Source organism: Paenibacillus sp. ALE3, from assembly GCF_054113405.1.
The window spans coordinates 2,279,548-2,298,569 of sequence record NZ_CM134214.1; the positions used below are offsets into that span (position 1 = coordinate 2,279,548).

A 19,022-nucleotide genomic window follows, 5' to 3' on the forward strand; every position below is an offset into this window, starting at 1 on the left:
GAGGATCACGACATGTCTAACCGTCTTCGTATTGGAATGGTTGGCTACAAATTTATGGGCAAGGCTCACAGCAACGCTTACCGTAGTCTACCCATGTTCTTCCCGGATGCCCCGCTGCAACCAGAGATGTCCGTTATCTGTGGACGTAACGAGCAGGGGGTTCAGGCAGCTGCCCGCCAGTTCGGCTGGAGCGAAAGTGTTACGAATTGGCGTGATCTAGTGAAACGTAGCGATATTGATCTTGTTGACATTAACGCCCCGAGTAATGCCCATAAGGAAATTGTCATTGAGGCTGCCCTCCATGGCAAGCATCTGTTTTGTGAGAAGCCGCTTGCGCTTTCATTGGCGGATTCCCGTGACATGCTGCAAGCAGCAGAGACAGCAGGGGTCAACCATATGATTGGCTTCAACTACCGCTTTTCTCCGGCTGTCCAGCTGGCGAAGCAGCTCGTCGAAAGCGGTCGCCTGGGCAAGATTTATCATTTTCGCGCCTTTTTCCTTCAAGACTGGATTATGGACCCGTCCTTCCCGCTGGTATGGCGGTTGCAAAAAGAAGTGGCCGGTTCTGGCTCTCATGGTGATCTTGGCGCCCATTTGATTGATCTCGCTCGGTTTCTGGTCGGCGAGTTCCACGAAGTCATCGGCATGAGCGAGACGTTCATCAAACAGCGTCCGCTGGCTACGGAGATGAGCGGATTGAGCTCCAAAAGGAGTACCGAGGCCAATGCACCGATGGGAGAAGTGACGGTTGATGATGCCACGTTGTTCTTAGCACGCTTTGCTGGAGGCGCACTGGGCAGCTTTGAGGCCACACGCTTTGCAGCCGGACATCGGAGCACAAATTCATTCGAAATCAACGGTAGTCTGGGCAGTGTGCGGTTTGATTTTGAGCGGATGAATGAGCTGGAAGTGTATTTCACACAGGATGAGGAAGGCGTTCAGGGCTTCCGCCGCGTGCTCGCCACCGATCCGGTACACAAGTATTCCGAAGCCTGGTGGCCTGCAGGACATACAATTGGATTCGAGCATACCTTCACCCACGAGATGCTTGAGATGTTGAGTGCCATCTCCGAAGGGCGGCAACCTTCGCCGAACTTCCACGACGGGGTCGCTTGTCAGGCTGTGCTTGAAGCAGTAGAACGATCTATAGAGGAACGCCGTTGGGTATCCATTGAAGAAATGTAGGTTAACAACACATTCCGAAAGGTGAGTGGATTACAGATGCGCAAGGCACTGATTGTATGGGGTGGATGGAACGGACATGAACCGGAGCAGGTGGCGGCCATTTTTGAACGCATTCTGAAGGAAGAAGGGTTTGAGGTGGAGGTGTCCAGTACCCTTGAAGCCTATCAGGATGCGGAGAAACTGCTTGGCCTGGACCTGATCGTTCCCATGTGGACCATGGGACAGATTGAGCAGGAACTGATCAATAATGTCTCAGCAGCGGTTCAAAGCGGCGTAGGTCTGGCAGGCTGTCACGGTGGCATGTGTGATGCCTTTCGAAACAACGTGGACTGGCAATTCATGACAGGTGGGCAATGGGTTGCACATCCCGGCAATGATGGGGTGGAGTACATGGTAAACATAAAGCGTGGATCGAGCCCGCTGCTGGACCATATTGAGGATTTTCAGGTCATAAGCGAGCAGTACTACCTCCATGTAGACCCTGCGGTTGAGGTGCTGGCAACCACACGCTTCCCGGTCGTTCCGGGACCTCATTCGGCCAATGGGCCAGTGGATATGCCCGTTGTATGGACAAAGCGGTGGGGAAACGGCCGCGTGTTCTACAATTCGCTAGGTCATCACGCAGATATCATAGAAATTCCTCAAGTGACCGAGATGATGCGCAGCGGATTCCTGTGGACTGCGGCAGGCAAACAGGCGGCGACCAGCCGAGGTAGCTCGCTGGCAGAGGCATACACGGGTATGGCAGACAACCAGCAACAGTAGCGTGAACAGGATAGTATCCGATGTAATAAAAGAATGCCATTATCCATTTTTTCTGAAGGAGAAGGGAGTCCAGGCATGAAAAAAATGAAAGTGGGCATTATCGGTTGCGGTAAAATTAGCGGAATTTATATGGAAAATTGCCATCGTTTCGACATTCTGGAGCTGTTCGCAGTAGCGGATCTGGACCAAAGTCGGGCAGAGGAGCAGGCGATAGCGTTCAACGTTCCGAACGTATATTCGGTAGATGAGATTTTGGCTGATCCGCAGATCGAACTCATCATTAATTTGACCATTCCGGCCGTTCACGCCGAAGTGTGTCTCAGAGCACTTGAGGCTGGCAAGCATGTCTATGTGGAGAAGCCACTTGCTGTCACCCGAGAGCAGGGCCAGGCAGTCTTGGATCTTGCTCATCAAAAGGGACTACTTGTTGGCTGCGCACCGGAGACCTTCTTCGGCTCCGGTATACAGACATCATTGAAGTTGATTGAAGACGGAGTCATTGGGAATCCGGTAGCTGCTACGGCTTTCATGATGAGCCGTGGACATGAACATTGGCATCCTGATCCTGAATTTTATTATGCAGCTGGTGGTGGTCCGATGTTTGATATGGGACCTTATTATTTGACGGCTCTGGTGCAATTGCTGGGACCGATTGCCGCCATTTCGGGCATGACCAGCAAAGCGATGGATCAGCGAACGATTACGAGCGAGAAAAAGAGAGGCCAGACTATCCCAGTCGATATTCCGACCCATGTGGCTGGATTGTTGCGCTTCAAGCAGGGAGCTGTCGGTACGCTGATTACCAGCTTTGACATTTTTGGAGGTAGCACTCTGCCACCGATCGAGGTGTATGGTACGCATGGCACGTTGCAGGTACCTGACCCGAACACATTCGGAGGGCCAGTTCGCTTCAGGCTGCTAGGCGAGCACAATTGGACAGAGGTACCGCTGCTGCCAGGTTATCAGGAAAATACACGGGGTATCGGAGTTGCTGATATGGCCTATGCTATCCGCAACGGACGACCTCACCGCGCCAGCGGGGAACTGGCCTACCATGTGCTGGAAGCGATGTGGGCGTTCCATGATTCTTCCGATCAGCAGACCTTTTATACGATGCAGAGTACATGTCAGCGCCCGGCGGCTTTAACAGAAAACCTGCCCTTATATACGTTAGATGTATAAAACAAGTACCAGCCTGAAGCTGACCTGCAGCATACAAGAATTATAAGACTGGAGGGGCTGTCCCAAAAGTCGGTCTGGGGATTTGCGCATTCTGCTTTGATATTAATTACTATAAAAAAGAAGGCTCCAGCTCTGCTTTGACTGCGGCTTTGGGGTCTTCTTAGTTAACTTTTGAAACATCATGCTACATAATTTTGCGCCTTGAACAAGATCTTAATGCTATAAAAATAACATTACTACTGCGAGGAATGCGCTAGAATGGACCTTTTAGCTTGATTAGTTCTATAGTGTCGTTCTAATATAAAAGAAACATCAGCTTGACATCTATGTACTCTTAATACTACGGTGATGTGAATGTATTTTTAATTTTTCAAAAATAGGTTTATAGATTGCTAAATTTTGAGCGAAAAAAATCAGACCAATTGAAATTTTTGAGGAGGGTGAAAATATGTGTAGATATGCAATGTACGGTCCATACAAAGATATCTTTGCCTGCTTTGCTTGTAGGAAGGTATATAAGCAAACATCCCGCTTTGAGATTCCAAAGGAAAAATATGAGGGGATTGTCCATGTATGTCCGCAATGCCAGACGTCCATGCATGACATGGGGCATGATTTTCAGGCCCCGAAGCAAACGGATATCAAGCAGTGGAAAAAGGTAGAGCTTTTGTACCAAAACGGATACTCTTACCATTCCTGCGGATGTGACGGTCCTGGGTACAGACCTTCCCAGCTACAAGATGTTCCTGGATTCCTGAAGGAACAGCGAAGGTTTGAGAATGAGGGAGAGGCATTACTGCATCGGCTTTTGCAGAGTTAATTGAATCGAGCAAGTAACAAACATGGACTATTCGTAGTGTTGCCATAAGGAGGTCATCATGAGAAATTGTGCGCTATACAGCTCCACCTTTGATCTGGATCAGGTTGAGAGACTATTAGAGTCGATTTATCCCAATAACAAGATACACGTGAATGAAAGCAAAACTAGATTTGAGGTCAAAAGCAAGGGCTGGTTTAATAAGAAAGTCAAAGGCTTTAACATAATGACCAGCAAAACGAATCCGGAGGAGTTTGCCTCCATGCTTAACGGAATGATAAATTTTTTCAGTCAGATTCCTGCTGAAAACGAACATTTGCAGCAAAAGTTGCTGATCAAGATGAGTACGCTAAATATGGTGATTGGTGTGGAGACCGAGGAGGATATATCTGAAGCCTTTTTTGCCGAATTACTTGATATCATAAATTCGTTGGACGGGCTGATGTTCTGGGGTGGCGGTAATTTGCTTGCACCTGATGGAAGTCTGTTATTAGATGTCAATGGGCGTTCGGAAGTGGAAGATTATACAGTTACTGCTCATGTCAGTTATTTGCACGGAGAGGACCCAATTACCGAATCCGGGATGGAGCGGAAGCTGCGGTCGGAAAAGAAATTGGTCGATCAAGGCTTTACGCAAATGCCGCCGATCCCAGGCAGGCTAGGAGATGAAGCCGCAGACAGCATCCGTTCTCTCAAGGAAGTGGCTGGCCGTGCCGTTGCTTTGTGTATTGTAGCACTGAAAGGCGAGTGTATCGGTGCGGGTGAAAGCAAGGATGATACGAAACGGATGATAAATCAAGTGACTGATCAGTATGGCGCGGACCGTTTCTTTTCACCGGAAGAAAAGAGGTTCTTATCCAATGATGATGTCGATGAGTCGGAGGGCATCCAGTTCTCATGGCGTTATGAAGGCTTTTGGACTCTGTTATGGGCTTTGGGCCATCTTGAGAAGCTAGGTGACCCAACTGGGATTTGCGACGTGCCGTTGTCTGTTTCAAAGCTGCAGCAATTCGACTCATTTGAGGCTTTTCTGTCAAGCTCAAGGCCGCGCAGCAGCAAGGAAATTTTAGATGAAGCCGATTTAATTTGTCGTTACGATTGGATGTGTGTGGATAGCCGCATTCATAAACAGCCAGCCCCTGGAAATCTGGATGATGGTGTAGTGTATGAACGTCATCGTGTGCTTAAATGGCTCACCAGTTACATGGGACAGGATTGGGATGATGTGCGCACAGATACATAATAGGAAGTCTAGAAACATCAATCCTCTACCAATTAAGTAGAGGATTATTTGGTGTGGGGCACTTTACTTAAAATTCATGACGTTGACCGTAAATTCGCAATTCACTGATCTCAAACATCGTACTTTGCAGCTCAATCATGGGAAGCTGGTCGAAACGCAGCACAGGGATGGTATATGGCCCATCTATGTACTCGGCCTTTTCCCGGTACTTCTTTAATGAATCCACTCGGCAGGGAAACAGCGATTCAGAAGTGTATATGGACTGAAGACGGCTGGCTGCGCCTGAGTCATGGCGGCAAGTTACCGACTCTGGGGACAGAAGCTCCGAACATGCCGAGCCATCCTTTTCCAGCCGAAGAACCTAGAGACCACTTCATCATCAATCTATCATTTACGGCGATTATTTTTTCATAGAGGCTATGTTCAAGCTCAAGGGTAGCGATTTATATTTCTGGTAAACAAGATTACAATCCTGAGAATAACGAGTTGAATCGACAATTATACAAATATAACAATACTAGACAAGACAACTGCTGGGAGAAAGTTGTCTTGTTTTGCACTTTTAGGACCCATGCTATGGAGTTAGGAAAACAGATTTTAAAACTTTTTAATCATCAAGGAATAGTACTGGAAAACAAAAATATATATGCTTTAGGTCGCTTTGATAAAATCTCATCACTGGGAATGATACAGAAAATCTATTAAAGCGAAATAATTGAAGTTGTAAAAGAAAGCGGTTACTTTAGGGTTGTTCTACGTTTGTTTGTTTTGGTCCCAATTATGATCGGAAAGGAGAAGACTTTACCGTGCCTCAGGGATGGAGAATGGAATTGAAATCTATGAGAATGCAGGGGTAACCAATTAGCTATTTATGATGGTAAATAGGAGGCTTTGGGAATGAAAAAAACCATAACATGCTTGATTTTGTTTGGACTGCTGATGAGTATGTTGCCGTTCAAAAATGTGAGCGCTTTCGAAAATGCTAGGCTTACCCAATCGGCAACCGCAAGCTCCGTCGAAGATTCAAGTAAAGCGGCTGATTTTGCGATTGATGGTGACCCGCAAACTAGATGGTCCTCACAATATTCAGATCCGCAGTGGATAAGTGTAGATCTTGGTAGCACCACCAAAATCAATGGCGTTACGCTCAACTGGGAAGCCGCTTATGCGAAGTCCTACCAAGTTCAGACATCGACGGATGATGATCATTGGACTACCGTCTATTCCACCACGACTGGAGATGGAGGAATCGATAAGATATCTTTCGAAGCAACAGACGCTAGATATGTAAAAATGAACGGTATCGAAAGAGCTACCAGCTACGGATATTCCCTTTGGGAATTTGAAGTGCATTCAGCTGATGAACCGGAGGATAACTTACCTCCAACAGCTCCCTCCAACCTGACTAGTTCCTCGGTATCAGATACAACAGTAAGCTTGCAGTGGACGGAATCTACAGATAATGTAGGTGTTTCCAGCTACGACATCTACAAAGGATCAGACCTCGTAGGATCCAGTGCGTCGACATCCTTCATCGTTACCGGTCTAACAGCCAACATGGCGTACAGCTTTTATGTGAAAGCCAGAGATACCGCAGGTAATGTGTCAGATGCAAGCAATGTGATTGATGTTACCACCAGCGCAGCTGACACAAATATTGTCTCAGGTGAAACTTATAAACTAACGGCACAGCATAGCGGAAAAAATCTGGAAGCAGGAGACTCAACTGCCGATGGAGCGAAGGTGCAGCAGTGGACGAACAACGGTAGCGCTCGGCAAAGATGGAAAGTCATTGACGTTGGAGATGGATATTATAAATTGATTGTGCAATCCAGCGGTAAAGCATTAACAGTGGCCGGAGGCTCTTCAGAAGATGGGGCTAGTGTACAGCAATGGACAGACAGCGATTTAACTAATCAAAAATGGAAAATGATTGACGTCGGCGGTGGATATTATAAGCTGCTTGTACAATCTAGCGGTAAAGCGCTGGATGTAATCGGAGGTTATACTAATGACGGGGCAAATGTGCAGCAATGGACGGATAACGGAAATGATCAGCAGAAATGGAAGTTTACGCTTGTTGACTCAACCCCTGATACAACGGCACCAACAGCACCAGCAAACCTGAAAAGCTACTCCAAAACAAACACTTCGGTAAGCCTTGTATGGACAGCATCAACAGACGATGTCGATGTTACCAGCTACGATGTGTACAATGGAACAACTTTGGTCGATTCAACCCCTACGACAAGTTATACGGTGACAGGGCTTAGCGCCAATACAACATACAGCTTCACTGTCAAAGCCAGGGATGCAGCAGGAAATATTTCAACAGCAAGCAATGTCCTAAAGGTTACGACGAATTCTACAACGGAGAATACAGGTTTTTATATTAATGGAACAACGCTTTACGATGCCAAGGGGAATCCGTTTGTTATGAGGGGAATCAATCACGCTTATACCTGGTATAAGGGGCAAGAGTCTGTAGCGATCCCTGCCATTGCAAAAACGGGAGCGAACACTGTCAGAATCGTACTGTCGGATGGTCAGCAATGGACAAAAGATGATCTGTCTGCGATACAAAATTTAATCACTTTATCAGAGCAAAACAAATTGGTCGTTGTTCTAGAAGTACATGATGGCACAGGGTCTGACAGCGCTGCTGTATTGGATAATATCGCTAATTACTGGATTGAAATGAAAAGTGCACTCATTGGAAAAGAAAGCACCGTCATCCTCAATATCGCGAACGAATGGTATGGAACATGGGATGGCGGAGGCTGGGCGCAAGGTTATAAGTCTGTTATACCTAAGCTCAGAAATGCTGGCATCAAAAATACAATCATTGTTGATGGTGCAGGATGGGGACAGTATCCGCAATCTATTTTTGACTACGGAAAAGAAGTCTTTAATGCAGATCCGCTTAAAAATACGATGTTCTCCATTCATATGTACGAATATGCCGGAGGTAATGCCGCCACAGTAAAGAGCAATATGGATAATGTACTGAATAAAAACCTAGCTCTGCTGATTGGAGAATTCGGGATCAAGCATACGAGCGGTGATGTGGATGAGGCTACCATTATGAGTTACGCTGAGCAAAAGGGAGTAGGTTATCTTGCATGGTCTTGGAAAGGAAACAGTCCGGGTCTTGATTATCTGGATATGACTACTGACTGGCAAGGATCAAGCTTAACGGAACAAGGTCGTATTATCATTGAAGGTCCCAATGGTATTAGGGCGACATCAAAATTAAGCTCGGTTTATAGCGATTCAGCCAACAAACAGTCATCCAGTAAACCATGAGTATTTAACGTTAGTCAACAATGTTCAGTACGAAAACAAGCTTTTTCTGTACACAAAGCCGCCAAGTTGGTATTATCCCCTTCTAGTAGACAAGAGAGAAAAGACATCTGTTAAGATGGACTTAATCTTGTTGAACGGAGGGGATTTTTCATGGCTAAAAAGGGACAATCATTCCGGCAATACTCCTTAGATGTAAAGATGGAGGCAGTCCGGTTGGTGAACGAAGAACATATGAGTATTCGTGAAGTGACGAAACAATTGGACATTCGCAATAAATCCCAAGTGCAAAGCTGGGTGATGAAATATCGAGCGGGGGAGAACCTCCAGCCAACGACCACAAGGCAGGGACGACCCAAAACGAAATTTTCCATATGTTGTCGATCCACCGGATCCATCCCTATTTTGGTTATCTGCGGATGACCGTTGCTTTACGTAGAGAAGGTATCTTGGTCAATCACAAAAAGATGTACCGCCTAATGAAGAAATTAGGGATCCGTTCCGTCATTCGAAAGAAGCGGCGCTTTTTTGGCAAACAGGCATCTGTGGTAAATGCCAACCGATTAGATCGACAATTTCAGGCAGATTCTCCTTTATCCAAGCTGGTTACCGATATTACATACATACGAGCTGGAGAGCGGTTTGTATATCTCTCTGTCATTCAAGATCTGTTTAACAATGAAATCGTGGCTTGGCGTCTTTCGGAACGAAATGACCTTGCTCTAGTTAGCGAGACGCTAGACGTTCTAAGTAAGAACGTGAACATGGAGGGTGTCATTCTCCATTCAGACCAGGGTTTTCAGTATACCTCCAACCCGTTTAACCGCAAACTTAAGCGGCTTGGCATGCTTGGAGCCATTCAAGGCGTGGAAATTGCCTAGACAATGCCTGTATAGAATCCTTCTTCTCCCATCTTAAAACAGAGAAGATTTATTTAACGAAACCCGGAACCCTAGCGGAGGTAGAACAACACGTACGGGAGTACATTTCTTTTTATAATGAAAATAGATTTCAGAAAAAGTTAAACAACCGTTCCCCGATTGAATACCGAGAAACGGTTGCTGCTTAAAGATGTCTTTTTAGTTCTGTCTACTTGACAGGGGTATGACCAAATTGCGTGAAGCCGCAGATCATGTGTTAAGCTTTCCATCTTTCAAAGAAGCTGTTGCACAGAAGTCAATACCATATTTAAATATATAAATTGGATGTAAGCTCGTCTATTGCAGCATATTAGGGAATTCGGTACAATTTACTCATACTACTTAAGAGTAAGCTGGAAGGAGAGAGTAAAGGTTGAAGCAGGAGTATTGTACACCGACTCAGCACCCAAAGTGGTTTGGACTGGCTGTTCAAGCGCTTGTTATATTGTCGCAGGAGGACAAAAGCATAGCTTGTCCAAGTATTGAACTCGCCAAATATCTTCAGTCGGAGCCTTCTTTGCTGCGCCGCATACTTTCCGTTCTCGCCAAGGAAGGGCTTATCGGAACCCGGGAAGGCCGTGACGGCGGGTACCACCTTAGGAAACCGGCAGAGTCTATACGACTAGTTGATGTGTACGATGTATTCCGTTCAGACAGCAGGCTTTCCTTTGGTATTACCGAGACAGCTGGCACGCATCCGCTCGGTAAATGTATGAAATCTACGCTTGAGGATATTACCCAAGAAATGGACGATAGCATACGTGGAGTATTAAGCAAGTACACGATTGCTGATCTCGCCAATCAACTGGAAGCCAAGCTTTAGATGAACCTGGAAAAAAGACGGTTGACAGCGGCTTGCTTAGATTTTATACTGTGCAATATAAACAACAGTTAAACGCAAGCCGCGCGCAACGTTAATTTTTAAGGTTATACTGTGTGATAATGAACACAGTTATACCTGTGCGCATAAGCGGAAATATTGTTGGAATTTTTTCAAGGCACTTCGTTTTAATAGATTTCAAACTTTGACTAATCGCTTAGTCTGGATTTAACTGTGCTGAATAAAAAACAGTATTTATTTAAAGGAGGATTCATAATGTCAACTTCAACTCATACTGGTCAGAGCTCCGCCTTGTTCGCCGATGTCATCCGCGAGCGCCGCTCTGTGCGTCATTACGACAAATCGGTTCGTCTGTCTCACGAGGAGATTAAGGATCTTCTGAAAGAAGCGACGCTTGCGCCTTCTTCGAGTAACGTTCAGCCCTGGCGCTTCTTGGTTATTGAGACAGAGGAATTGAAAGCAAAACTGCAGCCAATCGCCTACAATCAATCCCAGGTTACTGAGGCTGCAGCGGTGATCGTTGTGCTTGGTGATACGGAAGGATATAAGAAGCTCGATGAAGTTTTCGGCGAAGCAGTAAAACACGGCTATATAGCAGAAGATACCGCCAAATCGTTCGTGGAAAGATCGATTCATACGTATGCTTCATTGCCAGAGGAAACACTTCATAAAGTCATTCATATTGATGGTGGTATTGTATCCCAGCAGCTTATGCTGGTTGCACGTGCTCACGGCTACGATACCGTCGCGATGGGCGGCTATAATGCGGCCGAGCTTAAGCAATCGTTCGGTATTAGTGACCGATACATTCCAATCATGCTGATTGCGCTCGGTAAAGCGGCACAACCGGGTCATCAGACAACTCGGCTGCCGATAGACGATATCACATTCTTTAACGAGATGCCCGTTAACTAAAAACAAAACCCAACGAATTTAATTTTATGAATGAACAGAGTCGAGAAATGACAACTTAAGGAAGTAGTATATATTCACAATTTCCAAAGGAGGATATCTGTTATGGCTCACCAGAAGAGAAGGAAAGAAGCTGCATGGAAGTCACGAAAGCAAGAACAGCATCCCCATGGTAAAATCAAATCGCTCAAGGAATTGTCCAGCGAACAAGATTGAGGAGTATACTACTTGGAAGAGAAGGGCTGTCGATGAAATTTATCGGCAGTCTTCTCATGGTGTGTGATCATAATGGCCCTTCATACAGGCAACATCCAACAGTTTTATTTCAGAGTGTTCAGTGTTATTGGAGACATTGAGTTAGCCGTTCAACCCTGAAAATATACATAATATTTTCAGGGTTGCTTTTATTTAGTTTTCTTTGTCAAGGCGAAGAATTACTGCAATTCACCAATGCGTGTGGGGCGCTATCGACTCTTGCACGGAAAGCCTGGCCCATGGACGGTAGAGGAGGTTCTTCGCTTGTAAGAAGCCGTAAAGTGATGATAACGTTAGTTTGACGAAAGCTGAATTAGGATGGGAGTTGAAATTTCTTGAAGAAATTCGGTAAAATTTTGCTTATAGGTTTAAGCTTGGGGTTGGGCCTTGCAATCGGTAATGTGCAGACTCCTGCCGCCTCTGCCGCTGGTACCGAATATTATGTGGCGACAAGTGGTAGCGATTCCAACGCGGGAACAAGCGACGCGCCGTGGAAAACGCTCCAGCATGCGGCCGACACAGTCCCTCCGGGCAGCAAGGTCTATGTCCGAGGTGGTGTTTATAAGGAGAAACTGAAAATCACCCGCTCTGGCTCCGCCTCGCAAGGCCCAACCGTGTTCGCAAGCTATGGCACGGAAACCGCCATTGTTGACGGTACTGGCCTATCTGTCAGTGGGAACGAAGGGTTAATCGAATTGGCCGATGTCGATTACGTCACCATCCAAGGGTTTGAAATCCGCAATTTTACCACTGCTTCCAAGAACGCAGTGCCTACAGGCATTTACGTTCACGGTGCAGGGGGTTTCATTAATCTGTCTGATAACAAAATCCACGACATAAAAAACACGGCCACCCCAACTGGAAAAGACCGGCTAGGCCGGGACGCTCACGGCATCGCTGTTTATGGCACGAAAGCTCCTGCATCGATTCACAACCTTACAATCAACGGCAATGAACTATACAATCTCGTGCTCGGCTCCAGCGAATCGCTTGTTTTAAACGGGAATGTGAACGGCTTTGCAGTGACCAGCAACCTCATTCACGATAACGACAACATTGGAATCGATCTGATCGGCTTTGAAGGAACCGCGCCGAATACTGCTTACGATCAGGTGCGGAACGGGGTGGTAAAAGGCAATCGAGTGTACAATAATTCGGTTCGAAATAACCCATCCTACAAGAGCGATGACAACTCGGCCGGCGGCATTTATGTGGATGGGGGGAAGGACAACATTATCGAGCAGAATTACAGCTATAACAATGACATCGGCGTCGAAATTGCCTCCGAGCATGCCGGCAAAACCACCAGCAATATTACGGTCCGCAGTAACGTGATATATAACAACCGGTTGACCGGCATCGCTATGGGCGGCTACGATGACGAGCGTGGCTCAACGGTAAACAGCAAGATCGTGAACAATACGCTGTACAAGAACGATACATTGGACGACGGAAGCGGCCAGCTTTTGGTTCAGTATGATACACGAAACAACGTGATCAAGAACAATATTTTCGTAGCCAGTTCGACTGATGTGTTGATCTACAATGGATATACTCAAAATTCGGGCAATGTTGTTGATTATAATTTATATTTTGCACCTGGTGGCAGTTCGGGGGCCAACTGGACCTGGAAAGATAAAGAATATACAGGATTCCCCACGTACAAATCGGGAACGGGCAAAGATGCGCGTTCTCTGTTTGCCGATCCTAAATTCGTGAATGCCACGAATGGCGACTTCCATTTGCAGTCTTCGTCACCAGCGATCAATTCCGGATCAACGGATAACGACATCATCGGAACCGAGGATATCGACGGGGAACCCCGTATGAAAGGGAAGGCCGTGAATATCGGTGCAGATGAGTGAAGCAAAACTAGAGTTTTTGTCGGGTTATGCAAAATCTGATTCTCTTGGAGTCCTGTGCGTGCTGATACTCCGTTGATGCAAGTGACGGATTGAGGCGGCTCAAATGAATAGCTGAATTTATTCCAAAAGCCCTCTAGATGCGAGGGCTTTTGTCTTTATATATAGCATTCACAATTTGTGTATTTGCAATTTTCGTAGTTCTTGATACACCATAATGATAATTATTATCATTTAATTCGAGGGTCACATTATGATCACCGATTGCTTGTTGCTATGGAGAGGCATCCTAGGCGCAACATTATTTTTCTATAGAGAAAGGTTGATAGCATTGACTACAAATAAACAATTAGACCGCTTCAGCTCGATACCCGTTTTCTCCATATATGATTGAATGATTGAAGTAGCTGCAGCAGCTGCAGCAGCTTAAGATCGTCTTCTACAATCAGGATACTAAACATAGGACTTGGCTCCTTTTCTGATTAAAAAAACACCAGCATGCCTTCTCCGAAGAGCGATTAGAACTTACTGTTTTTACAAGTCCTCCAATACCGCAAGATCGAATTACAAAATTGTAAGGTAGATGTAAGGCAAATCGATAGCTTATGCCAGCCTGGCAGGATAAGATTGGAACAAACGAAAATAGAAATTTTTTAAAAGGAGAATCGAGATGAGGCTGTTTGAACTGTTGCTATTATTGTCAAACATCGGCTTGTTTTCATTAACCTTCCTATTAAAAAAAGGACGGCGTAGAATTCCAGTATTCGTTACAAGCGGGATTGCCACACTTTTACTGGTCATTCATTGGACGGTGGAAGGATACAGAGTTCAGCTATTTTTCCCATATTGCATAACGATCATTTTTTTAGCCATTTCAGGTTATAGCTATTTTAAAAAAAACGGTCCAAAAAAAATCCCACGATTCATGTTGGGTTCAGCTTATACCGCTATAGCGATAATGCTGGTCGTAACAGCGGGTCTTATGTATGCTTTTCCTGTATTTAAACTACCTGAACCGACAGGCGAATTTAAGGTAGGAACGCAAACTTTTCATTTCGTGGATACAAATAGGGAAGAGATTTTCGACGAATCCAGAGATGGTAAGAGAGAATTGATGGTTCAGGTCTGGTATCCGGCTCAAGCTAGCACTGGCAAGTATGCTCCCTTTATTCCCGATACCCAGATTTTACGTTATATGGCCGCGAACTATGGTCTTCCCGGGTTTACGTTTCAACACCTGAGGTACGTATCCAGTCATACTTATTCGGGGGCCGAAGTTTCTTCGGCACAGACTTCATACCCGCTGATCCTTGCGAATCCCGGCAACGGCTCTTCCAGGTTCCTCCACACCTCGCAAGCCGAATATCTCGCAAGTCACGGATATATGGTGGCAGTGATCGACCACACCTACAATACATTTGCAACCGAGTTTCCGGACGGTCGAATCACAACCAGCACAACCAACGACTTATTCTCGCCCGACCATGATTACCAGACGAGCAGAGAAAATCGCGACAAGTTGGGACAAGTTTTAACCGGCGATGTGGCGTTTGCGCTGGACCAATTCGAGCTCATCCAATCGGGGAAGATTCCAAGTCATTTAAAAGGAAGGTTTGATCTCGGTCATGTCGGGGTGTTCGGTCATTCCATCGGTGGAGCGACGGCCTATGACGCTTCTTACGATCCGCGAATCGCAGTCGGGATAGACCTTGATGGAGGGCTTTATCGACTGCGTGACAGAGAGGGTCTGCGAAAGCCGTTTTTGTTCATCAACTCGGAAAGCTATTTCGAAAAATTAAAAATGGTAATGGATAATCGGGTCTACACGGATGCAGAGCTTAACCGTATGGGATCAACAAGAGAGTGGGAGGATCAAGTAACGGAAGATAAAAAGTTGGAGCTTGAACGGATGCGTGAAACGGTCGACGAAGGGGGACAAGTCCTCTATATCGAAAATACGGAGCATTTGAATTTCGCTGACGTACAGTTCATTTCTCCGATTTTCAAAATGCTGGGCATTACAGGAAAGATTGCGCCCGAAAGAGCGAACTCCGTTATCAATGTCTATATGCTAGATTTCTTCGATAGGTATCTGAAAAATCAAGGCGGAAACTTAATGAAAGGACCGGATAGCCGCTTTCCGGAGGTGAAGTTCGTAACCTCGCTATTATAAATTACGGAACAGGCTACCGATTTTGATATGCTCCCCTTCAAGTAGACAGGTTTAATAAATAAACCGCTAATTGAAGGGGAGTTTTTCTTTGTCTAAAAAGAACGAATACAATGCGATGCGATGTATGCAAAGAGGAAGGGAGAATAAGTTCTATGAATTCCATGAAAGCGTTTGACATATTGGAATATCATTCTATAATTATGAACAGAATTGGACCTCACCGAGATGGAAAAATTCAGATTATTCCAGTCTGAATCGGATGAAGATGTTGTCTATTCTCAAATAGGTCGCTGTCTATGAGGAATACGATAATTGATAGAGCTGTTGTTCAATAAACAGTAAGCTCCATAATCAGGGGCTTGCTCTTTTATTTACCTAAGGAGAATGGGGCGGAATGACACTTAAAAAAAGAATCTTTTTATTGTTTTTTCTCAGCGCGTTTATTCCCTTTATTAGTATATTTGCAATTTCTTATTATACCATTGATTCCATTTTTGTAAATAAAATCAATGATGGAATTAGGAGCAATCTACAGCAGGTAACTTCATCACTGGAAAATTCAATTACCAATCTGAATCATGTTACTCAGCAATTATCATATAGCGGTACTTTAGGCAAAAAACTGGATGAAGTCTTGCAACCTTCCTCCAATATAATTGAATTGATTGAGGCTAGAGATGAATTAAAGAATGAGTTAAATGTTGTAACGTTTACTAATCCGAATATAGGCTTGACCTTATATTATTTCCAGAAAGAAGGCGCTACACAGTTCGCTAACTTTCCCATCAAAGATCGTTTTGCCCCTGAGTCTTTGCCTGTGCTTTTCAAATCTTATGGCATTTCGTACTATGGTCCCCATATCAGTATGAACCGATTTAATGACCAGCTCGTTTTATCTGCTATGCGAAAGGTACAACTGCCTCAAAGGGACGATGTATATATTTACGTCGAATCCGGCTTTCGTCTTACACAGAATATACTAGGTTACAACCAATACCAAGGAGCTTTATCGCATTTGATACTGAATGGTGAAGGTCAAATTGTTTACAGTGAAATTCCGGAAACGATGAAAGTGGGGGAGAATTTCTTCAACTTATCAAAAAGTACTGCAAAAGACGGAATATCCCGTGACTACCATTGGTTTAAGGAGGACTCCGCTCAGAATTGGAGCGTCATCTCGGTAATTTCGCAGGCTAAGTATCAACAGGAGAAAAACCAGTGGTTGCTTCAAATATTACTGGTCGCTTTATTTTTTCTCGGCTTTACTGTATTTCTTGCTTGGCTTCTGTGGAAGATGGTCTACAAGCCACTCGGTCTGTTCCATTCGGAAATTAACGGAATGTCTCAGAATCCACAAAAGGCAGGCAGCCAGACTCGCACTCATATTCCCGAGTTCGATTTTCTATTGGGAGAATTCTCAAATATGCAGCATCAAATCGGTGACCTGTTCAAGGAAGTGCAGCAGAAAGAGAAGATCCGTGCAGATTTGGAAGTGGAAAAATTGTTATATCAGATCAATCCTCACTTTCTGATGAATACGCTAGATACTGTACATTGGCTGGCCGTCATGAATGGACAAGGGGAGATTGACAAGTTGGTGCAATCCTTGAACAAGCTGTTGTATTACAATTTGGGTAAATTAGGGCAAGTATCGACGATGGAAGAGGAAATTGATGCGCTAAGGCAGTATCTAGTCCTGCAGCAAATTCGATATGACTTTGAATTTGACGTGCGTATTTCAGCGGATGACCATGTGCTTCAAATACCTGTGCCTCGTTTTATTCTGCAACCGTTGGTTGAAAATTCTCTCTATCATGGACTGAGTGACGAAGGTTTTATTCAGATTGAAGTTACACTCACCAAAACGCTGAATATTCTGATACAGGATAATGGAGCCGGCATGACCGAGGAAGCGATTCAAAAACTCTTGAACAATCGTATAGCAGAACATAAAAAAGTAGGGATGGGCATCGGACTCAATTATGTTCACCGCATGTTGAGGGCACAGTACGGAGATCAAGCACAACTGGTGATCGAAAGTGAATTGGGTACAGGGACAATTATTCTGCTCATACTTCCTATCAAAGGAGAAGATGTTCGGGGATGATTAAAGTATTGATTGTGGATGACGACAAATTGGTACGAAAAGGCATAAGCTCCGCGATGCCGTGGAATGAGTTCAATATGGAAGTTGTAGGAGAAGCAAGTAACGGGTTGAAAGCACTGGATTTTCTGAAATCCCAACCGGTCGATCTGATGTTGACGGATCTCGCGATGCCGGTGATGTCAGGTATTGAGCTGATGCGAGCTGCAAGGCAGCTCTATCCAGAACTTCATATTGTCGTATTAACACTGCATCAAGATTTCGATTATATCCAGGAAGCGCTCAGGCTGGGAGCCATCGACTATATAGCCAAGGTTCAGCTCGAGAAGGAGCAATTCGAACACGTGCTGCATCGAATACATATCCGGATTGACGAGCTGGCGAATAAAAAACGAAAGCTGCCGCTGCTTAGTGAGACTAATGTCCATTACCGCCATGTGTATGCACTTGTTTCACTGGATCGCAAGTTAGGACAGAGCTGGCCGATTGAACCGACATCCAGTGTAGATGAGATCCGATGGGAGGTTGAACGGAACAGTTGGATGTGGGCGGCACCCGTGGACGTAGAGGATCAACTGTTCCACAAACTGAAGGAATACCGGGACCAAGTTCCCCAAGGCGCCTTGCTAGTTATGTCCGATGTACAAGAGCGAACGTGGTCGCAAATCCAAAACTGGATTATGAATTATACAGAAACGTCCTTATTCTATGCATACGACCCTTATGATCCTGTCATTGCCGTTTCGATGAATATGGAGGACTCATTTCCAATAGAACCGCAGGATGAAGACATGGATCGAATTAAGCAAAGCTGGTTTCTATCACCATGGACACATAACGACAGTTACTACAACCAACTGATTGAACAGTTCAAATCACTAAGATTGCATAAAAGCCAGCTGATGGGATTGCTATACTCGATAGTTATGGAATGGAATCACTTTTTTGCCGAGACTACGCTTGGTAGAATCTCAATGATCCATTCTTTTCTATCGTGGTACGAGGTAGAAGCTTGGATCAAGCAGACCTCTGTGGACATTCGTAAGGCAGATGAACAGACCTCGTATTCACAGGAGATTGTAGACGCCGTCAAAAAATCAATTATGATCATGCAAAATGATTTGGACCAAGCCTTTACTGCTTCAAGTTTGTCCCAGCAACTGAACATCAGCCGAAGCTATTTCAGTCAATGCTTCAAGGATCTGATGGGGAAAACCTTTAATGAGTACTCCCGTTTTATACGAATAGAGAAGTCTAAAGAGTACTTATTGAATACAAATAATCAGATTTTCTGGATTGCTGAGCGAGTGGGTTATACGGATGAAAAATATTTCAGCCGAATTTTCCGCGAGTTGACAGGCCTGCTTCCAAGTGAATATCGACAGCTGGGCAGAGGGGATAAAAAGCGTACTCTTTTATAATTCAGTCAAGCCGACAGATTCCTGATAGGAGCTGCCGGT

The 19,022-nt window shown here is 45.1% G+C and carries 14 protein-coding genes and 1 pseudogene; all 15 read left to right on the top strand.

Annotated elements, in window-relative coordinates:
- Positions 1-12 precede the first annotated feature (12 nt).
- The 15 genes and pseudogenes from ACXHJ2_RS10280 (at position 13) to ACXHJ2_RS10350 (ending at position 18,983) form a co-directional block, all read left to right on the top strand.
- Positions 13-1,185 carry a Gfo/Idh/MocA family protein gene (locus ACXHJ2_RS10280; RefSeq protein WP_165080602.1) on the top strand — a complete coding sequence of 391 codons (1,173 nt, stop codon included), beginning with the start codon at positions 13-15 and terminating at the stop codon, positions 1,183-1,185.
- 36 nt (positions 1,186-1,221) lie between these two features.
- The gene (locus ACXHJ2_RS10285) at positions 1,222-1,950 is read left to right on the top strand and encodes a ThuA domain-containing protein (protein WP_013371325.1); all 729 of its coding nucleotides are present in this window, start codon (positions 1,222-1,224) and stop codon (positions 1,948-1,950) included.
- A 75-nt stretch (positions 1,951-2,025) separates the two neighbouring features.
- Positions 2,026-3,132 carry a Gfo/Idh/MocA family protein gene (locus tag ACXHJ2_RS10290; RefSeq protein WP_165080600.1) on the top strand — a complete coding sequence of 369 codons (1,107 nt, stop codon included), beginning with the start codon at positions 2,026-2,028 and terminating at the stop codon, positions 3,130-3,132.
- 448 nt (positions 3,133-3,580) lie between these two features.
- Complete coding sequence (locus tag ACXHJ2_RS10295) at positions 3,581-3,952, top strand: hypothetical protein (RefSeq protein WP_165080598.1); 372 nt, start codon at positions 3,581-3,583, stop codon at positions 3,950-3,952.
- Positions 3,953-4,010: 58 nt separating this feature from the next.
- The gene (locus ACXHJ2_RS10300; RefSeq protein WP_165080596.1) at positions 4,011-5,192 is read left to right on the top strand and encodes a DUF4272 domain-containing protein; all 1,182 of its coding nucleotides are present in this window, start codon (positions 4,011-4,013) and stop codon (positions 5,190-5,192) included.
- A gap of 174 nt (positions 5,193-5,366) precedes the next feature.
- Positions 5,367-5,606 (top strand): hypothetical protein, encoded by a 240-nt coding sequence (locus ACXHJ2_RS10305; RefSeq protein ID WP_342212798.1) that lies wholly within the window; start codon positions 5,367-5,369, stop codon positions 5,604-5,606.
- 483 nt (positions 5,607-6,089) lie between these two features.
- Complete coding sequence (locus ACXHJ2_RS10310; RefSeq protein ID WP_165080594.1) at positions 6,090-8,498, top strand: cellulase family glycosylhydrolase; 2,409 nt, start codon at positions 6,090-6,092, stop codon at positions 8,496-8,498.
- A 150-nt stretch (positions 8,499-8,648) separates the two neighbouring features.
- A pseudogene (locus ACXHJ2_RS10315) lies at positions 8,649-9,564 on the top strand (IS3 family transposase).
- Positions 9,565-9,788: 224 nt separating this feature from the next.
- On the top strand, positions 9,789-10,238 hold the full coding sequence (locus ACXHJ2_RS10320) for an RrF2 family transcriptional regulator (RefSeq protein ID WP_013371316.1): 450 nt from the start codon (positions 9,789-9,791) through the stop codon (positions 10,236-10,238).
- 273 nt (positions 10,239-10,511) lie between these two features.
- Positions 10,512-11,171 (top strand): nitroreductase family protein, encoded by a 660-nt coding sequence (locus ACXHJ2_RS10325; RefSeq protein ID WP_013371315.1) that lies wholly within the window; start codon positions 10,512-10,514, stop codon positions 11,169-11,171.
- A gap of 102 nt (positions 11,172-11,273) precedes the next feature.
- Complete coding sequence (locus ACXHJ2_RS10330) at positions 11,274-11,384, top strand: DUF6254 family protein (RefSeq protein WP_014599788.1); 111 nt, start codon at positions 11,274-11,276, stop codon at positions 11,382-11,384.
- 374 nt (positions 11,385-11,758) lie between these two features.
- Positions 11,759-13,288, top strand: coding sequence for a right-handed parallel beta-helix repeat-containing protein (locus ACXHJ2_RS10335; protein WP_058830816.1), 1,530 nt, complete (start codon positions 11,759-11,761; stop codon positions 13,286-13,288).
- Between the two features lie 667 nt (positions 13,289-13,955).
- Complete coding sequence (locus ACXHJ2_RS10340; RefSeq protein WP_165083972.1) at positions 13,956-15,458, top strand: alpha/beta hydrolase family protein; 1,503 nt, start codon at positions 13,956-13,958, stop codon at positions 15,456-15,458.
- A 394-nt stretch (positions 15,459-15,852) separates the two neighbouring features.
- Entirely contained in the window at positions 15,853-17,565 is a 1,713-nt protein-coding gene (locus ACXHJ2_RS10345; RefSeq protein ID WP_165083970.1) for a sensor histidine kinase, read from the top strand.
- Positions 17,562-18,983 (top strand): response regulator transcription factor, encoded by a 1,422-nt coding sequence (locus tag ACXHJ2_RS10350; protein WP_165083968.1) that lies wholly within the window; start codon positions 17,562-17,564, stop codon positions 18,981-18,983. The genes ACXHJ2_RS10345 and ACXHJ2_RS10350 overlap by 4 nt, the downstream gene beginning before the upstream one ends.
- Positions 18,984-19,022 lie beyond the last annotated feature (39 nt).